The sequence below is a fragment of the Amaricoccus macauensis genome, from assembly GCF_014201905.1.
In the GTDB taxonomy this organism is placed as follows: domain Bacteria; phylum Pseudomonadota; class Alphaproteobacteria; order Rhodobacterales; family Rhodobacteraceae; genus Amaricoccus; species Amaricoccus macauensis.
Genome location: NZ_JACHFM010000003.1, coordinates 412334 through 433804 on the forward strand (window position 1 = coordinate 412334; position 21471 = coordinate 433804).

Consider the following 21471-nt stretch of genomic DNA (forward strand, 5'->3'; position numbering starts at 1 on the left):
GAAGCGCGCATCGGGCGCGCGTGTCCCCGGCGCGACAAGCGAAAGCACCGCTTTCGCCGCGCCGACGGCGGGAAGCACGGGACGCGCGGAGGCCGTCAGGGGGCGAGATTTCCGCGGAAGGACGCCAATCCGGCCGTGCGCGTCGCTGGCTGGCGCTCGCGGCCGCGCCCGGGAGAGGCGTCACCGTCGCGACCTGTGGCCAGCCGGAGACCGGTTCAGCCGCTCGCACGCGCCTTGTCCATCTCTTCGCGCATCCGCGCCACGGCGGCGGGCAGGCCGACGAAGATGGCCTCGCCGATGATGAAATGCCCGATGTTGAGTTCGCGCACCTGCGGCAGCGCCGCCACCGGGCCGACGTTGTCGTAGGTGAGGCCGTGGCCCGCGTGGACCTCGAGCCCGAGATCGTGGGCGAAGGCCGCCATGTCGGTGAGCTTCGCCAGCTCCTCCGCGACGCCTGCCGCGTTGCCGGTCAGCCCCGCCTCGTAGTACCCGCCGGTGTGCAGCTCGATCACCGGCGCGCCGATCCGGTGCGCCGCCTCGATCTGGCGCCGGTCGGCGGCGATGAAGATGGAGACACGGATCCCTGCGTCCCGCAGCGGTGCGATGAAGTGCGCCAGCCGGTTCTCGTCCCGCGCCACTTCGAGGCCGCCCTCAGTGGTGCGCTCCTCGCGCCGTTCGGGCACGACGCAGACCGCATGAGGGCGGTGACGGAGCGCGATCGCCTGCATCTCGGCAGTCGCCGCCATCTCGAAGTTCAGAGGCAGCGTAAGCTTCGCCATCAGCGCGTCGATATCGGTATCGGTGATGTGCCGGCGGTCCTCGCGCAGGTGCGCGGTGATGCCGTCGGCCCCCGCGGCTTCGGCGAGGAGTGCGGCGCGCAACGGGTCCGGGTGCGGACCTCCGCGGGCGTTCCTGACCGTTGCCACGTGGTCAATGTTCAATCCGAGCCGGAGCCGGCCGGCGCTTGCGTCGCTCATTCGTCTGATCCGTTTTTCGCCGCGGTGCGGCCATCGTGTTTATAGGCCCCAGCGCGGGGGCCGTCAGCCTCGGATTTCTGCCGGAGGCGCTGGTGCGCGCGCTCCTGCATCCGCTTGCGTCGGTGCAGCTGGTAGGTGGTGACGAGGGGAACCAGCAGGTAGTAGCTCGCGACCGACGCGGCGACCCCGGGGCCGATGCCGCCGATGAGATAGGGCCAGAAGACGTCCCGCAGGAACGGCACCACATGACCCCACTGGCTGTGACCGAGGCCAGCGAGTGCGAGCGAGCTTTGCCAGAGCGCGCCTGCGGCCTCGGCGAAGGCGTCCGCCACCCGGTCGAAATCCCGCCCCGTGGCACCGAAGCCCACGATCTTGCGTCCGAGCCAGAGCGAGCTCCAGGCGATGACCGGAAACGTCAGGGGATTGCCGACCAGCGTCCCAAGGAGTGCCGCAAGGATGTTGCCGCGCACGAGCTTCGCGAAGGCGGCGGCGAGCACGAAATGCAGCCCGAAGAGCGGCGTGAACGAGGCGAGGACGCCGCAGGAGAACCCGAGCGCGATGCGGTGGGGGGTGTCGGGCAACCGGCGGACGCGATGGCCGAGGTACTCAAGCCCACGCCGCCAGCCACGGCGCGGCAGCACGGCCTCACGCAGGCGCGTGAGCACCGGCGGCCTGTCACGACGCTTGAAGACCACGACCCCTTCAGGCCTTGCGGCTGCTCGGCGACTGGCGGAAGCGGCGCACCTGCGCCACGTCGGAATCTGCGTCGATCGCCGTCAGCACGTGGGTCAGGTGTTCCATGTCGCGCACCTCGACATTGATCACCATGCGGTAGAAGTCGGGCTTTCTGTCAGTGAACACGATGTCGGTGATGTTCGCGCGCTGCTCGCCGATCAGGGTGCAGATCCGGCCGAGCACGCCCGCGTCGTTCGCCATCGTCACCTCGACGCGCACCTCGTGGTCGGCCCGCGCCTGGCCCTCGGCCCAGCGGAGGTCGATCCATCTGTCGGGCGAGTCCTCGAAGGCGCTAAGCTCGGCGCAGTCGATGGCGTGGATCGTCACGCCCTTGCCGCGGATCGCGATGCCGACAATCCGCTCGCCGGGGATCGGATTGCAGCATTGCGCCGGCTGCGCCACCTGGCCGCTGTCGAGGCCGATGACCACGGGCGCGGTCTTGTCGCCGGAGCGGGGCAGGGCCGCGTCGCGCAGGAGTTCGGGATAGAGTGCCGCCACCATTTCCCTGCCGGTCAGCTCGGCAGCGCCGAGGCGCGCCAGCACGTCCTCCGCCTCGTCGAGGCCGAGGCGGCGGGCGGCGGTCTCAAGCGCCTTGTCGGTGGGCTTCTTGCCGATGCGTTCCAGCGCCACGCGGGCGATTTCGCGGCCGAGGCGGACCTGGGTCGCGCGCTGCTCGCCCCGGAGGCTGCGCCGGATCGCCGCCTTGGCCCGGCCCGTCACCACCATGTCTTCCCACGACGGCTGCGGCCGCTGGCCCTCAGCGCGGATGATCGTGACGCCCTGGCCATTGCGAAGCTTGGTCCAGAGCGGCACCCGCTGGCCGTCGACCTTGGCGCCGACGCAGCTGTCGCCGATGCGGGTGTGGATGGCGTAGGCGAAATCGATCGGCGTCGCGCCACGCGGCAGCTTCACCACCTCGCCCTTCGGAGTGAAGCAGAACACCTGGTCGGTGAACATCTCGAGCTTCACATGCTCGAGGAAATCCTCGGAATCCTCGCCGTCGTCGAAGCGCTCGGTGATCGAGCGGAGCCAGCGGAACGGGTCGACCGCGAAGGGGTTCTCGAACCGCTCGCCGTCCTTGTAGGACCAGTGCGCCGCGACCCCGGACTCGGCGACCGAATGCATCTCGGCGGTGCGGATCTGCACCTCGACCCGCTTGCCGTCCCGCCCGGAGACGGTGGTGTGGATCGAGCGGTAGCCGTTCGATTTCGGCTGACTGATGTAGTCCTTGAACCGTCCCGGGACCGCCCGCCAGCGCCGGTGCACGGCGCCGAGCGCGGTATAGCAGTCCTCGACCGAGTCGGTGATGATGCGGAAGCCGTAGATGTCGGAGAGCCGCGAGAAGGTCTCCTTCTTCTCTTCCATCTTGCGCCAGATCGCGAAGGGCTTCTTCTCGCGGCCGAACACCTCGGCCTCGACGCCGGCCTGGGTGAGGACGGTGCGGATGTCCTCGGTGATCTGGGCGATGACGTCGCCCGACTCGCGGCGGAGCTTCACGAAGCGGCGGATGATCGACTTGCGCGCCTCGGGGTTCAGCACGCTGAAGCCGATGTCCTCGAGCTCGTCGCGCATCCACTGCATGCCCATCCGGCCGGCCAGCGGCGCGAAGATGTCCATGGTTTCGCGTGCCTTGCGGGCCTGCTTCTCGGGCCGAAGGTGCTTGATCGTCCGCATGTTGTGCAGGCGGTCGGCGAGTTTGACGAGGAGGACCCGCAAGTCCTTCGACATTGCCATCAGGAGCTTGCGGAAGTTCTCGGCCTGGGCGTTGCCGGAAGAGGAAAGCTCGAGGTTGGTGAGCTTTGTCACCCCGTCGACAAGCTGGGCGATCTCGTCCCCGAAGCGCAGGGCGATCTCGGAGTAGGTGGAGAGCGTGTCCTCGATGGTGTCGTGCAGCAGTGCCGTGACGATCGTTGCGTCGTCGAGCTTCATCTCTGCCAGAAGCAGCGCCACCGCGACCGGATGCATGAAATAGGGCTCGCCCGACCAGCGGGTCTGGCCTGCGTGCATCTTCCATCCGTACTCGTAGGCGGCTTCGATCAGGCCGCTGTCGGAGTGCGGATTGTAGGAGCGGATGAGCTCCGTCAGGGTCGTGACCGGGATAACCCCGTCACGCCCCGGCTTTGCCCTGGGGGCAGGGGCTTCGAGGGCAAATTCCCGGTTCATGGCGATTACATTCCTTTCCGCCCCGGAGGGCGATCGATCCTTACAATAGAGTCGCTGGGATCGGGGAAATCAAGCGCCGGGGGGAGAGTATCGGCTGGATCCGGTTCGACAGATCACCTGCCCGAGCCGATGGGTCGGGCGCGACAAATCCCTGCCCGTGACGGCAAGCGGGCGGCACCGAGCTGGAGGGGTGCACCCACGAGAAATGACGCCGGCGCCGAAAGCGGCGCCCGCGTCGATGGCAGCGGGTGGGAGGCGGCAGGACCGGCGCGGAGTTGGGCCGATCAGCCCTCGCCCTGAGCTTCCATGAGCGCCCGGAGCATCCGCTCCTCGGACATGTCGCCCTCGGCCGGAACGTCGGCAACGTTGCCGGGCAGGAGGGTCATCTGATCCTCCTCCGGCTCGTCCACCTCGATCTGGCGCTGGAAGCTCTCGATCGCCGCCTCGCGGAGCTGATCGGCGGTCAGGGTCTCCTCGGCGATCTCGCGGAGCGCGACCACCGGGTTCTTGTCGTTGTCGCGGTCGATGGTCAGCGGCACGCCGGCAGCGAGGGAACGCGCCCGGTGCGCCGCGAGCATCACGAGCTCGAAGCGGTTCGGCACCTTGTCGACGCAGTCTTCAACGGTTACTCGGGCCATAGGGGCTGCTCCTCGGAACGTATCTCGCGCGAAGGCGCAGTATCTAGCGCTCCGCCGGGGGGATGGCAAGGGCAGAGGCGCCGACCAGTGGGGTGGACCTCTTCAGATCGGACAATCTGTCCCGGGCACGCGCTTCAGGCGGCCGACCGACTGATGATCACCTGGTTCGCCTTCGCCACGGCCTCCGCCGCGTCACTCCGCCGCGAGGCTTCGGGAGTTGTAGGCGTAGGTTTCCCAGTCGGGGCGGTAGTCCTCGCTCGCCTGATTGCCCCAGACCGTCCAGCCCTTGCGGACGCCGCGGCCGAAGAGTTCGAGGTAGTCGCCGGGGCTGCATGCTTCGATCACGTCGTACTGCTCGTCGGGCTTGCGTGAGTGTTCGCGCTTGCGCGACGCAATGACGTTCACCTGCCGCCGGCCCGGGGCAAGGGTGCGGGCGTTGCGGCCGCGGGTGCCAAAGAGGATGATCTCGGTCACGTTGCGGAAGTAGAAGCCGACGCCGCGCCCGTCCGAGCCGCCGTCCTTCCGGATCTTGTGCCAGATCAGGTTCGACTTGTACTGAAAGCCCCAGGAACGCATCACCTCGAGCCCTTCGGGCAGGAGCGCGTTCGGCACCCACAGATAGCAGTGCGCCGTTGCCTCGAGGTGTTCCTCGACCGGCAGTGCGCAGATCTCCTCGGTGGTGAGCGTCGGATAGCGGCTGAGCCGCCGATGCTCCGGCGCGACCTTGCCGGTGCGGTTCACGAAACGCCACGGCGGATCAGCGAGCACGGTCGAGAACCGGCGCTGGCCGAGCGATTGTCTCAGGTCTTGGGCCGGATCATGCGTCATCATCAATATCTAGCGAACCGCGCGAGAGTCGCACAATCGGAACATTGCAGGAACAGGCACGCGGCGCAAGCCCGTGTCCTGGTTAACGCGCTGGTCAGAGTACAAATGGGGCGGTCGCGGACGCCGCGGACTGGTCGACGGGGCGGGCAGAACAATGCTGCCCGCCGCCAGTGGATATCTCAGCCGAGGACGTCGGCGACCGCGACCTTGCGACCTTCGGCGACGGAGCGGACCGCGGCCTCGGCGAGCGCAAGCGCTCTCAGGCCGTCCTCGCCGGTCGGCGCGATGGCGGTGCCCTCGGTGACGCCGGCGACGAAGGTGGCGATCTCGGCGGCGTAGGCGGAGGTGTAGCGGGTCATGAAGAAATCGAGGAGCGGCGGGCGGGTGAAGCCTGCGCCGTTCGCAATCTCGATGGAGACCTCGCGCTGGTTCTCGGCGGCGGCCATGCCTTTCGAGCCGAGGACCTCGATGCGCTGGTCATAGCCGTAGGTGGCGCGGCGCGAGTTGGTGATGACAGCCTGCCGGCCCGAGGGGGTCTCCAGCAGCACGTTCGCCGAGTCGAAGTCGCCCGCCCGGCCGATCTCGGAGTCGACGAGGTTCGAGGCGAACGCCGCGACGACGGTCGGCTCCTCGCCGAGGAGCCAGCGCGCCATGTCGAAGTCGTGGATCGTCATGTCGCGGAAGATGCCGCCCGAGCGCCTGATGTACTCGACCGGCGGGGCGCCGGGGTCGCGCGAGACGATCGTCACCATCTCGACATCGCCCACGGCGCCGTCGTCGATCGCCTTGCGAACGGCGCGGAAGTGCGGGTCGAAGCGGCGGTTGAAGCCAACCATCAGTTTCGCGCCGGTCTCCTCGACGACGGCGAGGCAGGCCTTCACCCGGGAGACGTCGAGGTCGATCGGCTTCTCGCAGAAGATCGCCTTCCCGGCGCGGGCGAAGCGCTCGATGAGATCCGCGTGAGTGTCGGTCGGCGTGCAGATCACCACGGCGTCGATGTCGTCGGCCGCCTCGATGGCGTCGATCGTGCGCACCGCGGCGGCGGCCTGGGCGGCGAGCGCCTCGGCGGCGGGCGCGAGGGCGTCGGCCACCGCGACGATGCGCGCGCCGGGGTTGGCGGCGATGGCGCCCGCATGCACCTTGCCGATGCGGCCGGCGCCGAGCACGGCGAAACGAACGGTCATTGAAGTCCTCGCTCTTCGTTGGGGGGCGGCGCGGTCAGAAGTAGGCGCCGGCGATGTTCTGATCGTAGTCGATGATGGAGCCGGTCATCACCCCGGCCTCGGCGGCGAGGAGATAGCTCGCGAGACCCGCAACCTCGGCCGGCTTGATGAGCTGGCCGAAGGGCTGCTCGGCCTCGGCCTTCTCCAGCCAGTCGTCTCCGGCGCCGTGGTAGCGGCGCTGCGTCGCGTCCTCGCCCTCGGTGTCCATCCAGCCGCAGGCGATGCCGTTCACCCGGATCCGGTCGCGGCGGTGGGCCTGCGCGAGGTTCTTCGTGAGCGCCGCGAGGGCGGCCTTCGACGCGGTATAGGGCGCAAGGAACGGCTGGCCGCAGTGGATGACCATCGAGAGGATGTTGACGATCGCCGCGGGCTCCTGCCGGGCGATCGCCTGCTCGGCGAAGCGCTGCATGGTGAAGAACGGTCCGCGGGCGTTCGTGTCCATGAGCCGCGCCCAGATCTCGGGCGTGGTGTCGAGAAGCCCGCCCCGGTCGCAGGTGGCGGCGGCGTTCACCAGCGCGTTCGCGCCGCCCATCTCGGCGGCGGCCGTGTCGACGAGGCGGAAGCAGTCCTCGACCCGCGAGAGGTCGGCGCAGACGAAGCTCGCCTCCGCGCCGGCGGCGGCGAGGAGATCGACGGCGCCCGCCCCCTTCACCTCGTCGCGGCCGGCCAGCACCAGCCGGGGGCAGCCCTCGGCGACGAGCCGAAGCGCGATGGCAAGGCCGAGACCCTGGGCGCCACCGGTTATGATGGCGCGGGTCTCGACATGGCGGGAGGCGAGGGTGTCGAGCATCAGGTTGTCTTCGTCCTCTTCTTCTGGCGATAGACGTCGAGGACGACGGCGGCGACGATGATGATGCCCTTGACGATCTCCTGATAGTACGCGTCGATCCGAAGGAAGGTGAAGCCCGATGTCATCACGCCGAGGATGACCGTGCCGATCACCGTGCCGGTGATCCGGCCCTGGCCGCCGGCGAGGGAGGTGCCGCCGATCACGGTGGCGGCGATGGCGTCGAGTTCGTACATCATCCCCATGCCGGCCTGCGCGGTCTGGGCACGGGCGGCGGTGACGATGCCGGCGAGACCTGCCAGCGTGCCGGCGATCGCATAGACCTTGATGAGATGCGCGCCGACGTTGATGCCCGAGACCCGCGCCGCCTGCGGATTGGCGCCGATGGCGTAGGTGAACTTGCCGTAGCGGGTGTACCTGAGCGCGATGTGGAAGATGAGCGCGACGACGAGGAAGATCACCACCGGCCAGACGCCCGAGCCGATCTTGGCGAAGCTCTCCGAGGGGAACGAGATCGGCTGACCCTTGGTGTACCACTTCGCGACGCCGCGGGCCGTCACCATCATGCCGAGGGTGGCGATGAATGGTGGAATGCCGGTCTTTGCGATCAGTGTGCCGTTTATCAGTCCGGCGAGCAGCCCGACGCCGAGCCCGACCGCGATGGGGACGAGAACCGGCAGGTCGGTGAGCCCCGGATAGACCGCCCGTGCATAGGTCGAGACCTGGGCGAAACTCATGGCGATCATCGCGGTCATGGCGACGACAGAGCCGGAGGAGAGGTCGATACCGCCGGTGATGATGACCTGGGTGACGCCGACGGCGATGATGCCGATGACGCTCACCTGCAGGATCATGATGGTGAGCCGCTGCGGATTGCCGAGGAAGCTCTGCCCCTGGAAGATCCAGCCGAGGATCTCGAAGACCGCCGCGACGGCGACGAGGATCGTCAGGATGCTGAACTCGGGCGGGACGCGCCGGGTCTTCCCGGGGGGCGAGATGCTCGAGGTATCGGTGTTCTGCGTTGACATTTCCGTTCCCCCCTGCGGACCTCAGCGGGCCGCGAGTTCCATGATCTTCACCTGATTGGCTTCCGCCCGGTCGAGAATGCCGGTCTGGTGACCCTCGTGCATGACGAGGATGCGGTCGGACATGCCGAGCACCTCCGGCAGCTCCGACGAGATCATCACCACCGCGACGCCCTCGCCGGCGAGCTTCGAGATCAGCCGGTGGATCTCGGCCTTGGCGCCGACGTCGATGCCGCGGGTCGGCTCGTCGAGGATGAGGATCTTCGGCTTCGTCAGGAGCCAGCGGGCGATCAGCACCTTCTGCTGGTTGCCGCCCGAGAGATTCTCGATCCGCTCGTAGAGTGTCGGCGTCTTGATGCGGAGCGCGGCCTTCATCTCCTCGCAGCGCTTGTTGACCCCGGCCTGGTCGACGAAGCCCATCTTGACGTGAGCCTCCTGCAGCACGGCCATCTGCATGTTCTCGAGCACCTCGAGGGACAGGAAGCAGCCGGTGTCCTTGCGGTCCTCGGTGAGGAACGCCATGCCGTGCCGCATGGCGTCGACCGGCGAGCGGATCGAGACTTCCTGACCGCGGATGCGGATCGTGCCGGAAGCGGCGGGCGTCACGCCGAAGAGCGCCTCTGCGACGTTCGAGCGGCCGGAGCCGACGAGGCCGGCGAAGCCGAGGATCTCGCCCGCGCGCACGGTGAAGTTCATCCCCTCGAACACGCCCGGCAGCGTCAGGTCGCGGACCTCGAGCACGGTGTCGCCGATCGGCACGGTTTCCTTCGGGAACATGTTGGTGATCTCGCGGCCGACCATCATGCGGATGATGTCGTCACGGGTCACGTCGGTTGACGCGTGGGTGCCGATGTACTTGCCGTCGCGGAACACCGAGAACTCGTCGGCGATCTCGAAAAGCTCGTTCATCTTGTGGGTGATGTAGACGATGCCGATGCCCTGCTCGCGCAGGCCGCGGATGATGTCGAAGAGGTGCGCGACCTCGGTTTCGGTGAGCGCGCTGGTCGGCTCGTCCATGATGAGCACGTCGGAGTCGTAGCTCACCGCCTTGGCGATCTCGACCATCTGCCGGGCGGCGACAGTGAGGGTGCGCACCTCGACGTCGGGGTCGATGCGGATCTTCAGCCGGTCGAAGAGCTCCCGGGTCATCCGGCTCATCTTCGCGTGGTCGATGAGGCCGAAGGCACCCTTTGGTTCGCGGCGGATCCAGATGTTTTCCGCCACCGTCATGAACGGCATCAGGTTCAGTTCCTGATGGATCATGGCGATGCCCTGCTCCAGCGCATCGAGCGGGCCCTTGAGCGTGACCTCCTCGCCCCGCAGCCGCACGGTGCCGCGGTCCGGGGTGTAGATGCCGGCGATGATCTTCATCAGCGTCGACTTGCCCGCGCCGTTCTCACCCATCAGCGCGTGGACGGTGCCGGCGCGGACCTTGAGCTGCACGTCGTCGAGCGCGACCACACCGGGGAACTCCTTGCGGACTCCCTCCACGGCCAGAACCTCCTCGCCCATCCGCTGCTTGTGGCGGTGGATCGCGGCGGCGAGCTTTGCATTGCCCTGCATGTTCCCTCCCGTTACGTCGCGCCGGCGGACGGGACGCACGGGCCGGCGAGGCCCGCGCGTCCGGGGTCTCACTTCGGCAGGTAGTCCTTGTAGTTGTCCTTCGTGACCAGTTCGAAGGGGACGTAGTTCTCGCGATCGACAGGCTCTCCCTTGGCAAGCGCCGCGATCGCGTCGATCGCGCCCTTGGCCTGGCCGGGCGCGCTCTGCAGCACGGTCACGTCCAGCTTGCCGTCGGCGATGGCCTGGAGCGCGTCCGGCGTTGCGTCGACGCCCGCGACGATGACCTGATCGAGCGGCACGCCCGCGGCTTCGAGCGCCTGATAGGCGCCGATCGCCATCTCGTCGTTGTTGGCGATCACCGCATCAGGCTTCACGCCGGCGGTCAGCCAGTTCGTCATGAGGTCGGCCGCCTGGGTGCGCTGCCACGTGGCGGTCTGCTCGTCGGTGATCTTGATGAAGAGGCAGTCCGCCTTCTCGAAGACCTCCCTGACCGCCTGGGTCCTGAGGCGGGTCGCCTGGTTCGAGAGATCACCGAGCAGGATCACCGCCGTCGCCTCGGTCTTGCCGGCCTCCTTGAGCAGCCGGCAGACTTCCTGACCCTCGAGGGTGCCCGCCTCGGTCTCGTCCGAGCCGACGAAGACCTGGTTCGGCGGCAGCTGGTCGAGGTTCACCGGGCGGTTGTTGACGTAGACGACCGGGATGCCGGCGTTCTCGGCCGAGACGGTCATCGGCACCGTCGAGTCGCTGTCCACGGGCGCGATGATGATGCCCTGCACGCCGGTCGCCGCGAAATTCTCGACCTGGCTGAGCTGGCGGCCGACATCGCGCTGGGCGTCCTCGAACTGCAGCGACATGCCCTCGTGCTGCGCGGCGTTCTCGGTCATCGCCTCGCGGAGCAGGGTGAGGAAATTGTCGTCGAAGTTTGAGACGGCGACGCCGATCTCCTGCGCCGAGGCGGGCAATGCTGCCCCGGCAAGGAGGGCTGCGGCGGCAATGGCGCGGATCTGGGGGCCCATCGGGGTTCCTTCCTGGTCTCGGGGACGCAGCCGGCTGGCGGCGCCAGTCCGTCCCGGCGGACGTCAATCGTCTCCGCCGGACTGCGGGTGAGGGAGGGATGGTCTACCTGACTCTCGGTTGAGGCCAGTACCAAAGTTGTCTTCCTCCGGGTTAGTTCGTCGTCTGGTACTCTTCCATGTTCTCGGGCGTGACGAGCTGGAACGGGATCCAGATGTTCTGTTCGAGCGGCTTGCCCTTCGCCAGATCGACCGCGGTGGCGAGGCCGGCGGCACCCTGACCGTGCGCGTCCTGAAAGACCGTCACGTCGAGCTCCCCCCGGTCCATGGCCGCGAGGCCGTCGGGCGTCGCGTCGATGCCCGCCACGATGATCGTCGAGAAATCGGTGCCGACGCCCTGCATCGCCTGGATGGCGCCGATCGCCATCTCGTCGTTGTTGGCGATCACCGCGTCGAACTTCTGACCGGAACTCAGCCAGTTCGTCATGATGTCGACCGCCTCGAGCCGGTCCCAGTTCGCGACCTGGGTGTCGATGATGCTGATGCCGGCGCACTCGGGCTTTGCCAGCACGTCCTTGATGTCCTGGGTGCGGACACTGGCGGAGCTGTTGTTGAGCGGCCCCATGAGGACGAAGGCCTGGCCCTTGCCGCCGAGCAGCCGGCAGACCTCCTCGGTCTGCATGGTGCCTGACTGCTTCTCGTCCGAGCCGATGAAGGCCGCCGTCGCCGGCAGCGTCGCCGCGTCCGCGGGCGGGTGGTTGATGTAGACGATCGGAATGCCGGCGTCGGTCGCGGCCTTGGTCATCATCGGCGTGCCCTCGCCGTCGACGGCCACGACGATGATCGCGTCGACGCCGGAGGCGATGAAGTTCTGCACCTGATCGAGCTGGCGGGTGGGGTCGTTGACCGCGTCCTCGATCTGCAGCTTCACGCCGTCGCCAAGTTCCTTCGCCTTCGCCTCGATCCCGTCCCGGACCAGCGTCAGGAACGTGCTGTCAAAGCGCGCCACGGTGACGCCGACCGTCTGGGCCTGTGCCGCCCCGGCGAAAGCGAGCGCGAGCGCGGTTGCGGACAGAAAGCCCTTCATGTCGTGTCTCCGGGATGCATCGTGGGGTCGTGATCCCGGCGGAGGGCCGCCGGGATCGGCGTCAGTTCGCCTTCTGGAACTCCGCGAGGTTCTCGGGGGTCACCAGCTGGAACGGGATGAAGACCTTGCGGTCCACCTTGTCGCCCTTGGCGAGCGAGAGGGCGGCGTCGAGCGCGCCCTTGCCCTGACCGGCGGCGTCCTGGAAGACGGTGACGTCGAGATCGCCCGCCGCCATCGCCGCGAGCGCATCCTGGGTGGCGTCGACGCCGCCGACGACCACGTCCTTCATGTCGACGCCGGCGCTCTTCATCGCCTGGATGGCGCCGATTGCCATCTCGTCGTTGTTCGAGACGACCGCGTCGAACTTCACGCCCGCCGAGAGCCAGTTCGTCATCAGGTCGGTGCCCTGGGTGCGCGACCAGTTGGCGGTCTGCTCCTCGATGATCTTCATGAAGCTGCAGTCCGGCGTGGCGATGACGTCGTGAATGTCCTCGGTGCGCTGGCGGGCCGCCTGATTCGACAGCTCGCCCATCAGCACGAGGATGTTGGCGCCGTCCTTGTCCTTGCCGGCGGCCTTGAGCAGGCGGCAGACTTCCTGGGTCTCGAGGGTGCCCGATTCCTTCTCGTCGGACGCGACGAACGCCTGGGTCTCCGGCAGATCGTCGAGGTTCGCCGGCTGGCGGTTGACGAAGACGAGCGGGATCCCGGCGTCGTTCGCCGCCTGGCTCATCGCGACGGTGGCGTCGGTATCGACCGGGTTGACGATGATCGCATCGACGCCGGAGGCGACGAAGTTCTGGATCTGGTTCAGCTGCTTGCCCACGTCATTCTGGGCGTCCTCGACCTGCAGCGTCACGTCCGGCAGCGTCGCCGCGTAGTCCTGCAACCCGTTGCGCAGCACGGTCAGGAAGTTGTCGTCGAAGAGCGCCATCGACACGCCGACGTTGGCTGCCATCGCGCCCTGCGCCAATACGGTCGAGAGGGCGATGCCCGCGAGAAGTCTCCGCATGATTGGTCTTTCCCTCCACTGCGGGCGCCCGGGCGCGCCCTTGTGAACTCCCGGAGACGCCGGGTCTCCCGCCCGGTCGCCGGTCCGCGGGCGCGACATGGAATGCCCAGCCGTGCCCTGCGGCATTTCAGAATATTTATTCCATTTTATGTCGCGACGTCAAGCGCTCATTCCGGCGCCGCGTCGGAGCGATCGGGTTCAGGCCGTGGACGTGCTCGTGCTTTCGCGGACGAGCGCCATGCTGGCCGCGAGGGCTGCTTTCGGGTCGTCGAGGGCCTGAATTTCCACAGCGAACGGCTCAAAGGAGAGGTATCCGTCAAAGCCCGCCTGTCGAAGCGACCGGATCTGCACGACGTTTCCCAGCCGGTCCGCGGCGGTGACGAGCACGCGGTCGGGGTCGCGCATGTCGGCCACCGCAAGGTCCGGGTTATCAACGCCCGAGATGTGCACGAGGGCGGTGAGCTCCGGGAAGAGTTCGGATTCGCCGGCGAGGTGGTGGTGGAACGTGTCGTGGACCAGACCGAACGTGTCGGCCCCGCCGATGGCGCGGATCGCTGCCGCCGCCTCGGATTTCAGGCGGAGCGAGCAGCTCTCGAAACCGAGCGGCTCCACGAGACCGCGCAGGCCCCGACCCTTGAGAATCGCCCTCAGCCCCTCCAGCGCCGCTTGCAGGCGGTCGGGCCGGCTGCCGTCGTTGGTGGGCACGAGAACCAGCGCCTCGGCACCGCAGGCGGCGGCATAGTCGGCGAGGGCCACGGCCTGGTTCGCCCGCTCGGCGCGCCAGTCGTCGAAGCGCTGCAGGGCGTTGATCGAGAGAATCCGCACGCCCGCGTCGCTGGCGAGGCCGCGGATGCGCGCGGGCGGCGTGCCGTCGAGGATCGCGTTGCCCTCAAGGTCGTTGCGGATCTCGACCGCGTCCAGTCCGAGCGCGCCCGCGAGGGCGAAGAACGCGTCCGGCGCGAGGCGCGGGGCGGTCATGTGGTTGAGCGCGAAACGGGGTGGGGTCGACGGCACGGCGTCCTCCTCCTGATCTGCACAACGAGCGGGTGCGATTCTCACCGAGCGGACTCCGCCGCCCTTTCCCGAAAGATCACCACGTCGCAGCGCGGTTTCAAAGTCTCGGATGCCACGTGGAGAGCGGCCGGGCGCGGCGAGAGGTGACGTCGAGTGGCAGGGACCGTCCTGATGTGTTCTGATAGGTTCTGTCATGCCGCAGATTGAGCGGTCGCGAGTCCGCCCCTATCAGGTCGGCAGGCACCGCGCGCCGCCGCGGCACTCGAGAGGGGAACTACCGCAATGGCCTGGATCCGCGCCTGCTCCGCCGACGACATCGACGAGGAAGACGTCGCACGCTTTGATCACGACGGACGCACCTTCGCGATCTACCACAGCCCCGACGGCGAGTTCTTCGCCACCGACGGGCTTTGCACCCACGAGCAGATCCACCTCGCCGACGGTCTCGTTCTGGACAACATCATCGAGTGCCCGAAGCACAACGGCCGCTTCGACTACCGCACCGGCGAGGCGAAGGGCGCCCCGGTCTGCGTCGATCTGAACACCTACAAGGTGAAGGTCGAGGACGGCGAGGTTTTCGTCGATGTCTGAGGCGGGCCCCGCCGGGACGGGCTCCGAGGCTGGTTCCGAAGCGCCGGGTTTCGTCATCGTCGGGGCAGGAGAGTGCGGCACGCGCGCGGCGCTCGCCCTGCGCGAGGCGGGATATGACGGGCCGGTGACGCTGGTCGGCACCGAGATCCACACGCCCTACGAGCGCCCGCCGCTGTCCAAGGACGCGATCGCGGCCGACATGCCCGAGCCGAAGACGATCGGCGGCGCCGACGGCCTGGCCGAGCGCGGGATCGTCTTCCGGCCCGGCGTCACGGTCGTGTCACTCGACCGTGCGGCGCAGGTCGTCGTGCTCTCGGATGGCACGCGGCTCGCCTATCACCGCCTGCTCCTCGCCACCGGGGCGCGGCCGCGCGCGTTGCCGGTGCCGGGGATCGACGGGCCGAATGTCGCGACGCTGCGCGGCCTTGAGGACGCGGCACGGATCCGCGCGGCACTCGGGCCGGGGCGGCGGCTCGCGGTGATCGGAGGCGGCTTCATCGGGCTCGAACTTGCCGCCTCCGCGCGCCGGCTCGGAACCGAGGTGACGGTGATCGAGGCGCTGCCCCGGCTCCTGTCGCGCGGCGTGCCGGAGGAGGTGGCGGGCATTCTCGCCGCCAGGCACGAGGCCGAGGGGGTGCGGCTGATTTTCGGTGCCCGCATCGTGGAGGTGACCGGCGACGGGGTGGCGCTGGAGGGCGGCATCACCGTGCCTGCCGATCTGGTGCTTGTGGGCATCGGCGCGGTGCCCGAGACCGCCCTCGCCGAGGCGGCGGGGCTTGCGATCGACAACGGCATTGCCGTCGATGACCGGCTGGCGACGTCGGATCCGGCGATCTTCGCGGCCGGCGACTGCGCCGCGTTCCTGCATCCGGGCTATGGCCGGCGGATCCGGCTCGAGTCCTGGCGCAGCGCGCAGGAACAAGGGACACTGGCGGCGCGGAACATGCTTGGCGCCGAGCAGCCGGTATCGGCCGTGCCGTGGTTCTGGTCGGACCAGTACGATCTCACATTGCAGATTGCCGGTCTCGCGGAGGGGTCCATCACCACCGTCCGACGCCCGGTCGGGGAGGGCTTCGTGCTCTTTCACCTCGGCCCGGAGGGGCGGCTTCTCGCTGCGAGCGGCGTCGGGCCTGGCAATGCGGTCGCGAAGGACATCCGTCTCGCGGAGATGCTGATCGCGCGCGGCGCTCACCCGGACCCCGAGGCGCTCGCCACGGTGCCAAACCTGAAGAAGCTTCTCAGCGCCTGACCTTGCGCCGCGGCCTTGCCATCCGGCCGCAGCGTGCCATTCTCATCCTTTGGACCAAACGGGGAGGAATGGACCATGGCAACCGCTCGCTGCGACGACCACAGGCCGAACGATTCCGAGCATGTGAGCTATGCGCTCCCGCTCGGCTATCCGTCGACCGCCGTCACCTGTGACGTGGTTGGTTGCGCCATGCCCGCGCGGCTCTGGCTCACCAAGGACGAGCGCAAGGCCTTCCTCGCTGGTGAGCGACTCTTCACCATCGGGGGTGGCGTCAAGATCCGCGCAGCCGACGACCTGTTCCCGAACTGAGGCCTTCTACTCGCGCCGGAGCACCCGGTCGTTGATGAAGCGCGCAGTTGGATCTTCCTGATAGGCTGCGGTGAGTGCGGCCGGGTCATAGCGGGTTTCGACCCACTGGCGGAACGTCATGGGCTCCTGCGCGGCATCGTCGGCGTAGCGCTCGATCATGTAGCGCATGATCCCCGCCGGCCCGCGGCTGAAGTGCAGGTGGCGCCAGGTGAGCTGATTGAGGGCGTCCGCCGGGGCGGCCTCTTCCCGTAGCAGCAAGTAGAGCGCCGCGGCGAAGCCCGCTCGGTCGGCGCCGGATTTGCAGTGGAAAAGGAAAGGCTTCGGCAGCTTGGCGAAGAGTGCGTCGAGCGCGAGGATCTGCGCCCGGGACGGCAGCACCCGGGAGGAGAGCTTGAAGTCGACGAGCTTGATCCCCGCAGCCCGGCTCGCGTCGGCCTCCAGCAGGTACGAGCCGTACTCGGTGGCGCCGCGAAGGTTCAGGATCGCGCGAAAGTCGCGCGCCGCGAGTCCCCGGATTGCCCGAGGGTCCGGCTGGTTGGAACGCCAGACGCCGGGGGCGACCTCGGCCTCGTTGTGCCAGAGGGTTCGGATCAGCCCGTGGTCGAAGACCAGCATGTCGATTGTCGCGTCACGCCGGGCGCGCGGGCTGTCGAGACGCCCGCTCCAGCCATCCTTCCAGCGCCGTTGCCAGCGCCGGACCAGTCCCTTGGCCACGTCAGCCTGCCTCCGCCCTGCTCGGGTCTGCTGAAACGCGGCAGGGCGCGGTGAGATCGCCAAGCCTCTGCTGCTGGCGGCCGTCGGCGTCGAAGTTCGCGGGATCGAGCCAGGTCCGCCAGGCGGGCGCGAGACAGCGCCAGTCGCCGTCGGTCATGGCAAACCAGGCCGTGTCGCGGTTGCGCCCCTTGACCACCGTCGCCTGCCGGAACACCCCCTCGTAGGAGAAGCCGAAACGCTCGGCCGCGCGCCGGCTCGGGAGGTTCAGCGCGTCGCACTTCCACTCGAAGCGCCGATAGCCGTTCGCGAATGACCAGTCGGCCATGAGGTAGATCGCTTCACTCGCCGCACGGGTGCGCTGCAAGCGCGGAGCAAGGCAGATGTGCCCGACCTCGATGGAGCCTGAGGCGGGTGTGATGCGCAGGAAGCTCATGACGCCGCCTGGAAGGCCCGTGGCGGTGTCGATGACGGTGAAGAACATCGGATCGGCCTTGCCCGCCACCGATGTCACCCAGGCGACGTATTCGGCTTCTTCGCCGAACGGGCCATAGGGCAGATAGTCCCAGATCGCGTCGCTCTCCCGGTTGGCCGCGAAGAGCGCCGGCGCGTGCGCGGGCACGAGCGGCTCCAGGCGGACCGAGATGCCGTCAAGCCGCGTTGGCTGCGGCGGGGCTGGGGGCGTCCAGTCGGGTAATGGCTCTCCGAATGACGGCATCGCTGGTCTCCCCCAATCACTACCCCACTCGCACGCGGCTCCAGCGCATGCAAGTAACGGGATGATGACGGAACTTCAGCCCAGCGAGAAACCCTCGGGGTAATCGTGCTTGCCGTCGAAGTCGGCTTTGCCGAGGGGCACGCCCGCCTGCTTCAATGCCACGTGCGCCATTGCGTGATGAAAGTAGAGATTTGGCAGGCCGAACTCGTTCAGGTACGCCTCGCCCGGCAGATCGAGCACGGCGAAACCCGCCTGGTCACGCACGACGCGCGTCCCCGCGTCGGCGAAGGCGCCGGGGTCGAGGGCGCGCAGCAGCGCGCGCGTCGCCTCGATGCGCTCCATGAGCCCGCCCGCGTCGAGTGGCGCCCGGACCTCGGGAACGCGCTGCCCGGCGAGCGGATACGCGATGCGCAGAGTGAACTGCACCGCCGTGGCCACCTGTCGCGCCGCGGGAAGCATATGCTCCTGCGGGCGGCGGGCGAGGCCGGTGGCGTAGCCGTCGCCGAGCTTTGTCTCGGCGCGGCGCAGGCTCGCCTCGAGCCGGTCGAGAACACCGAGGAACACGGGCACCGTCGCCCGCCAGAGCGGCGGGGCGGCGGGATCACAGGGCTGCATGGACGAGGTCCTCCGTCACACGAGCCGGAAGGATTTGCACGCGCCCGGGCGCGGCACAAGCGCCATGACGGCCGGCCACGGCCCGATCACGCCGGGGGCACCTCGCAGAGCGTCGAGCGGGTGAGGAACCGCCGCTCGCGCCCGTTGTCGAGGGAGAACATGCCGCCACGGCCCGGCACGACGTCGATCGTCAGGTCGGTGTGCTTCCAGACCTCGAACTGCGCCGCGCCGATGTAGACGGGCGTGTCCTCTCCGATCGTCCCGAGCAGGACGTCGTGCTCGCCGATGAGGAAGTCACCGCGGGGGTAGCACATCGGCGAGGAGCCGTCGCAGCAGCCGCCCGACTGGTGGAACAGCACCGGGCCGTGGTCGGCGATGATCTCGGCAAGGAGGGTGAGCGCCCCCGGTGTGGCGCTCACCTTGCCGGAGGCGTCCCGGACCATGGCTCAGCCCGCGATGTCGAGAACGATGCGGCCGTCGATCTGGCCCTTGTGCATCTTCGCGAAGATGTCGTTCACGTCCTCGAGCTTGGCCGAGTGGATCGTCGCCTTCACCTTGCCCTGCGCGGCGAAGTCGATCGACTCCTGCAGGTCGAGACGGGTGCCGACGATCGAGCCGCGCACGGTGATGCCGTTCAGGACCATGCCGAAGATGTCGAGCGGGAAGGTCCCCGGCGGCAGGCCGTTCAGCGAGATGGTGCCACCCCGATCCACCATGCCCACCGCCTGCTCGAAGGCCTTGGGGCTGACGGCGGTCACGAGCACGCCCTGTGCGCCGCCGCCGGTCTCGCGCTTGATGTACTCGGCCGGATCCTCGTTCATGGCGTTGACCGTCAGCGTCGCGCCGAGTTCCTTCGCAAGCTCCAGCTTCTCGTCGGAGATGTCGACGGCCGCGACGTTCATGCCCATGGCCTTGGCGTATTGCACCGCCATGTGGCCGAGGCCGCCGATACCGGAGATCACCACCCAGTCGCCGGGCTTGGTGTCGGTGACCTTCAGGCCCTTGTAGACCGTCACCCCGGCGCAGAGGATCGGCGCCATCTCGGCGAAATCGACGTTGTCGGGCAGGTGGCCCACGTAGTTCGGATCGGCGACCACGTAGTCGGCAAAGCCGCCGTTGACCGAATAGCCGGTGTTCTGCTGTTCGGTGCAGAGTGTCTCCCAGCCGCCGAGGCAGTGCTTGCAGTGGCCGCAGGCGGTGTAGAGCCACGGCACGCCGACGCGGTCGCCTTCCTTGACGTTGCGAACGCCCCTGCCGACAGCGGAGACGAAGCCCACCCCCTCGTGGCCGGGGATGAAGGGCGGATTCGGTTTGACGGGCCAGTCGCCTTCGGCCGCGTGCAGATCGGTGTGGCAGACGCCGCTCGCCTGGACGGCGACCTGGATCATGCCTTCGCCCGGCTCGGGAATTGGCACTTCGTCGATGGAAAGCGGCTTGCCGAATTCACGGACGACGGCAGCCTTCATGGTCCTGGCCATGGTGTCTCCTCCGTTTTCACGTGTTCAAGGATGGGCCGGCGGACGCCGCCGGCCCTTGATCTGGATCAGATCGGATCGGATCGGATCAGAAGAAGCCGAGCTTCTTCGGGTTGTAGCTCACCAGCATGTTCTTGGTCTGCTGATAGTGGTCGAGCATCATCTTGTGGTTTTCCCGGCCGATGCCCGACTGCTTGTAGCCGCCGAACGCCGAGTGGGCGGGATAGGCGTGATAGCAGTTGGTCCACACCCGGCCGGCCTGGATGCCGCGCCCGAAGCGGTAGGCGCGGTTGATGTCGCGGGTCCAGATGCCCGAGCCCAAGCCGTAGAGCGTGTCGTTGGCGATCTCGAGAGCTTCCGCGTCATCCTTGAAGGTGGTGACGGAGAGCACCGGCCCGAAGATCTCCTCCTGGAAGATCCGCATCTTGTTGTGGCCCCGGAAGACCGTCGGCTTGATGTAGTAGCCGTCCCCGAGCTCGCCGGTCAGCTTCGCGGGCTCGCCGCCGGTCAGCAGCTCCGCGCCCTCCTGCTTGCCGATGTCGATGTAGGCGAGGATCTTCTCGAACTGCTCGGACGACGCCTGCGCGCCGATCATCGTCGCCGGATCGAACGGGTCGCCCTGAACGATGGCCTCCACCCGCTGGATCGCCCGCTCCATGAAGCGGTCATAGATCTTTTCATGGATGAGCGCGCGCGACGGGCAGGTGCAGATCTCGCCTTGATTGAGCGCGAAGAACACGAAGCCTTCGATCGCCTTGTCGAAGAAGTCGTCGTCCTCGTCGGCAACGTCCTCGAAGAAGATGTTCGGCGACTTGCCGCCCAGCTCCAGCGTCACCGGGATCAGCGACTGGCTGGCGTACTGCATGATGAGCCGGCCGGTCGTGGTCTCGCCGGTGAAGGCGATCTTGGCGATGCGGTTCGAGGAGGCGAGCGGCTTGCCGGCCTCGAGGCCGAAGCCGTTCACCACGTTGAGCACGCCCGGGGGCAGCAGGTCGGCGATGAGATCGGCGACGACGAGGATCGAGGCGGGCGTCTGCTCCGCCGGCTTCAGCACGATGCAGTTGCCGGCGGCGAGCGCGGGCGCGAGCTTCCAGACCGCCATCAGGATCGGGAAGTTCCACGGGATGATCTGGCCGACGACGCCCAGCGGCTCGTGGAAGTGATAGGCGACGGTGTCCTCGTCGATCTGCGACAACGAGCCTTCCTGCGCGCGGATGGCACCGGCGAAGTAGCGGAAGTGGTCGATCGCGAGCGGGATGTCGGCGTTGGTGGTCTCGCGGATCGGCTTGCCGTTGTCCCAGGTCTCGGCGGCGGCGATCGACGCGAGGTTTTCCTCCATGCGGTCGGCGATCAGGTTCAGCACCTTCGCGCGCTCGGCCGGCGAGGTGCGGCCCCAGGCGTCCTTCGCCGCGTGGGCGGCATCGAGGGCGGCCTCGATGTCATCGGCGTTCGACCGTGCGACCTCGCAGAGAACCTGGCCGTTCACCGGCGAGCGGTTCTCGAAATACTTGCCGGACTTCGGCTCGACGAACTCACCGCCGATGAAGTTGCCGTAGCGCGTCTTGAAGGGCGTCTCGGCGGCTTTGAGAAACTCGACCTTGTTCATCTTCATCTCCTCCCGGGTTTCGGGGGCGACCGCGATCGCGGTGCCTGAGGAGAAGATGGCAGGCCGGGAGGCGCGAATCAGCCCTGCCGCGAAGGCTGTCGCATTGAAGTGTCGCAGACCTGCGACACTTCGGAA

The 21471-nt window shown here is 68.0% G+C and carries 22 protein-coding genes; 3 read left to right on the forward strand and 19 right to left on the reverse strand.

Going from position 1 to position 21471, the window contains the following annotated elements; genetic code table 11:
- Window positions 1–215: 215 nt before the first annotated feature.
- The 13 genes from HNP73_RS15815 to HNP73_RS15875 form a co-directional block, all read right to left on the reverse strand.
- Window positions 216–977 (reverse strand): pyridoxine 5'-phosphate synthase, encoded by a 762-nt coding sequence (locus tag HNP73_RS15815; RefSeq protein WP_184151750.1) that lies wholly within the window; start codon window positions 975–977, stop codon window positions 216–218.
- Window positions 974–1672, reverse strand: coding sequence for a DUF2062 domain-containing protein (locus HNP73_RS15820; protein WP_343063347.1), 699 nt, complete (start codon window positions 1670–1672; stop codon window positions 974–976). The genes HNP73_RS15815 and HNP73_RS15820 overlap by 4 nt, the downstream gene beginning before the upstream one ends.
- 7 nt (window positions 1673–1679) lie before the next feature.
- Window positions 1680–3875 (reverse strand): RelA/SpoT family protein, encoded by a 2196-nt coding sequence (locus tag HNP73_RS15825; RefSeq protein WP_184151753.1) that lies wholly within the window; start codon window positions 3873–3875, stop codon window positions 1680–1682.
- Between the two features lie 284 nt (window positions 3876–4159).
- Window positions 4160–4513 carry a DNA-directed RNA polymerase subunit omega gene (rpoZ, locus tag HNP73_RS15830; protein WP_184151756.1) on the reverse strand — a complete coding sequence of 118 codons (354 nt, stop codon included), beginning with the start codon at window positions 4511–4513 and terminating at the stop codon, window positions 4160–4162.
- A gap of 192 nt (window positions 4514–4705) precedes the next feature.
- Window positions 4706–5341, reverse strand: coding sequence for an MT-A70 family methyltransferase (locus HNP73_RS15835; protein ID WP_184151759.1), 636 nt, complete (start codon window positions 5339–5341; stop codon window positions 4706–4708).
- Between the two features lie 179 nt (window positions 5342–5520).
- Window positions 5521–6525, reverse strand: coding sequence for an inositol 2-dehydrogenase (gene iolG / locus HNP73_RS15840; RefSeq protein ID WP_184151762.1), 1005 nt, complete (start codon window positions 6523–6525; stop codon window positions 5521–5523).
- A gap of 34 nt (window positions 6526–6559) precedes the next feature.
- Entirely contained in the window at window positions 6560–7354 is a 795-nt protein-coding gene (locus HNP73_RS15845) for an SDR family oxidoreductase (protein ID WP_184151765.1), read from the reverse strand.
- A complete protein-coding gene (locus tag HNP73_RS15850; RefSeq protein ID WP_184151768.1) occupies window positions 7354–8379 on the reverse strand; it encodes an ABC transporter permease in 1026 nt (341 codons plus the stop codon). Before HNP73_RS15850 ends, HNP73_RS15845 begins: the two co-directional genes overlap by 1 nt.
- Before the next feature lie 21 nt (window positions 8380–8400).
- On the reverse strand, window positions 8401–9939 hold the full coding sequence (locus HNP73_RS15855; protein WP_184151771.1) for a sugar ABC transporter ATP-binding protein: 1539 nt from the start codon (window positions 9937–9939) through the stop codon (window positions 8401–8403).
- 68 nt (window positions 9940–10007) lie between these two features.
- A complete protein-coding gene (locus HNP73_RS15860) occupies window positions 10008–10955 on the reverse strand; it encodes a sugar ABC transporter substrate-binding protein (protein WP_184151774.1) in 948 nt (315 codons plus the stop codon).
- Between the two features lie 151 nt (window positions 10956–11106).
- Window positions 11107–12039, reverse strand: coding sequence for a sugar ABC transporter substrate-binding protein (locus tag HNP73_RS15865; RefSeq protein WP_184151776.1), 933 nt, complete (start codon window positions 12037–12039; stop codon window positions 11107–11109).
- 61 nt (window positions 12040–12100) lie between these two features.
- Entirely contained in the window at window positions 12101–13048 is a 948-nt protein-coding gene (locus HNP73_RS15870) for a sugar ABC transporter substrate-binding protein (protein WP_184151779.1), read from the reverse strand.
- Between the two features lie 198 nt (window positions 13049–13246).
- A complete protein-coding gene (locus HNP73_RS15875) occupies window positions 13247–14062 on the reverse strand; it encodes a TIM barrel protein (RefSeq protein ID WP_343063348.1) in 816 nt (271 codons plus the stop codon).
- Window positions 14063–14344: 282 nt separating this feature from the next.
- On the opposite strand from HNP73_RS15875, the gene HNP73_RS15880 reads away from it, so the two are divergent.
- The 3 genes from HNP73_RS15880 to HNP73_RS15890 all read left to right on the forward strand — a co-directional run bounded on the left by HNP73_RS15880 (window position 14345) and on the right by HNP73_RS15890 (window position 16211).
- Entirely contained in the window at window positions 14345–14653 is a 309-nt protein-coding gene (locus HNP73_RS15880; protein ID WP_184151782.1) for a MocE family 2Fe-2S type ferredoxin, read from the forward strand.
- Entirely contained in the window at window positions 14646–15902 is a 1257-nt protein-coding gene (locus tag HNP73_RS15885) for an NAD(P)/FAD-dependent oxidoreductase (protein WP_184151785.1), read from the forward strand. The genes HNP73_RS15880 and HNP73_RS15885 overlap by 8 nt, the downstream gene beginning before the upstream one ends.
- A gap of 75 nt (window positions 15903–15977) precedes the next feature.
- On the forward strand, window positions 15978–16211 hold the full coding sequence (locus HNP73_RS15890; RefSeq protein WP_184151788.1) for a hypothetical protein: 234 nt from the start codon (window positions 15978–15980) through the stop codon (window positions 16209–16211).
- Window positions 16212–16217: 6 nt separating this feature from the next.
- On the opposite strand, the gene HNP73_RS15895 is transcribed toward HNP73_RS15890, so the two are convergent.
- The 6 genes from HNP73_RS15895 to adh all read right to left on the reverse strand — a co-directional run bounded on the left by HNP73_RS15895 (window position 16218) and on the right by adh (window position 21336).
- Window positions 16218–16925, reverse strand: a complete 708-nt coding sequence (locus tag HNP73_RS15895; protein WP_184151791.1) for a fused DSP-PTPase phosphatase/NAD kinase-like protein — start codon at window positions 16923–16925, stop codon at window positions 16218–16220.
- A gap of 1 nt (window position 16926) precedes the next feature.
- Window positions 16927–17640 (reverse strand): GNAT family N-acetyltransferase, encoded by a 714-nt coding sequence (locus HNP73_RS15900; protein ID WP_184151794.1) that lies wholly within the window; start codon window positions 17638–17640, stop codon window positions 16927–16929.
- A gap of 75 nt (window positions 17641–17715) precedes the next feature.
- The gene (locus HNP73_RS15905) at window positions 17716–18255 is read right to left on the reverse strand and encodes a DUF1993 family protein (RefSeq protein ID WP_184151797.1); all 540 of its coding nucleotides are present in this window, start codon (window positions 18253–18255) and stop codon (window positions 17716–17718) included.
- Between the two features lie 86 nt (window positions 18256–18341).
- Entirely contained in the window at window positions 18342–18698 is a 357-nt protein-coding gene (locus tag HNP73_RS15910) for a DUF779 domain-containing protein (RefSeq protein WP_184151800.1), read from the reverse strand.
- A gap of 3 nt (window positions 18699–18701) precedes the next feature.
- A complete protein-coding gene (adhP, locus tag HNP73_RS15915) occupies window positions 18702–19733 on the reverse strand; it encodes an alcohol dehydrogenase AdhP (protein ID WP_184151803.1) in 1032 nt (343 codons plus the stop codon).
- Between the two features lie 85 nt (window positions 19734–19818).
- Complete coding sequence (gene adh, locus HNP73_RS15920; RefSeq protein ID WP_184151806.1) at window positions 19819–21336, reverse strand: aldehyde dehydrogenase; 1518 nt, start codon at window positions 21334–21336, stop codon at window positions 19819–19821.
- Between the last annotated feature and the right edge of the window lie 135 nt (window positions 21337–21471).

Excerpts from the sequence above, each read along its gene's own strand:
- HNP73_RS15815 (WP_184151750.1), bottom strand. The coding sequence starts at position 977 with ATGAGCGACGCAAGCGCCGGCCGGCTCCGGCTCGGATTGAACATTGAC.
- HNP73_RS15825 (WP_184151753.1), bottom strand. The coding sequence starts at position 3,875 with ATGAACCGGGAATTTGCCCTCGAAGCCCCTGCCCCCAGGGCAAAGCCG.
- rpoZ (WP_184151756.1), bottom strand. The coding sequence starts at position 4,513 with ATGGCCCGAGTAACCGTTGAAGACTGCGTCGACAAGGTGCCGAACCGC.
- HNP73_RS15835 (WP_184151759.1), bottom strand. The coding sequence starts at position 5,341 with ATGACGCATGATCCGGCCCAAGACCTGAGACAATCGCTCGGCCAGCGC.
- iolG (WP_184151762.1), bottom strand. The coding sequence starts at position 6,525 with ATGACCGTTCGTTTCGCCGTGCTCGGCGCCGGCCGCATCGGCAAGGTG.
- HNP73_RS15845 (WP_184151765.1), bottom strand. The coding sequence starts at position 7,354 with ATGCTCGACACCCTCGCCTCCCGCCATGTCGAGACCCGCGCCATCATA.
- HNP73_RS15850 (WP_184151768.1), bottom strand. The coding sequence starts at position 8,379 with ATGTCAACGCAGAACACCGATACCTCGAGCATCTCGCCCCCCGGGAAG.
- HNP73_RS15855 (WP_184151771.1), bottom strand. The coding sequence starts at position 9,939 with ATGCAGGGCAATGCAAAGCTCGCCGCCGCGATCCACCGCCACAAGCAG.
- HNP73_RS15860 (WP_184151774.1), bottom strand. The coding sequence starts at position 10,955 with ATGGGCCCCCAGATCCGCGCCATTGCCGCCGCAGCCCTCCTTGCCGGG.
- HNP73_RS15865 (WP_184151776.1), bottom strand. The coding sequence starts at position 12,039 with ATGAAGGGCTTTCTGTCCGCAACCGCGCTCGCGCTCGCTTTCGCCGGG.
- HNP73_RS15870 (WP_184151779.1), bottom strand. The coding sequence starts at position 13,048 with ATGCGGAGACTTCTCGCGGGCATCGCCCTCTCGACCGTATTGGCGCAG.
- HNP73_RS15880 (WP_184151782.1), top strand. The coding sequence starts at position 14,345 with ATGGCCTGGATCCGCGCCTGCTCCGCCGACGACATCGACGAGGAAGAC.
- HNP73_RS15885 (WP_184151785.1), top strand. The coding sequence starts at position 14,646 with ATGTCTGAGGCGGGCCCCGCCGGGACGGGCTCCGAGGCTGGTTCCGAA.
- HNP73_RS15890 (WP_184151788.1), top strand. The coding sequence starts at position 15,978 with ATGGCAACCGCTCGCTGCGACGACCACAGGCCGAACGATTCCGAGCAT.
- HNP73_RS15900 (WP_184151794.1), bottom strand. The coding sequence starts at position 17,640 with ATGCCGTCATTCGGAGAGCCATTACCCGACTGGACGCCCCCAGCCCCG.
- HNP73_RS15905 (WP_184151797.1), bottom strand. The coding sequence starts at position 18,255 with ATGCAGCCCTGTGATCCCGCCGCCCCGCCGCTCTGGCGGGCGACGGTG.
- HNP73_RS15910 (WP_184151800.1), bottom strand. The coding sequence starts at position 18,698 with ATGGTCCGGGACGCCTCCGGCAAGGTGAGCGCCACACCGGGGGCGCTC.
- adhP (WP_184151803.1), bottom strand. The coding sequence starts at position 19,733 with ATGGCCAGGACCATGAAGGCTGCCGTCGTCCGTGAATTCGGCAAGCCG.
- adh (WP_184151806.1), bottom strand. The coding sequence starts at position 21,336 with ATGAACAAGGTCGAGTTTCTCAAAGCCGCCGAGACGCCCTTCAAGACG.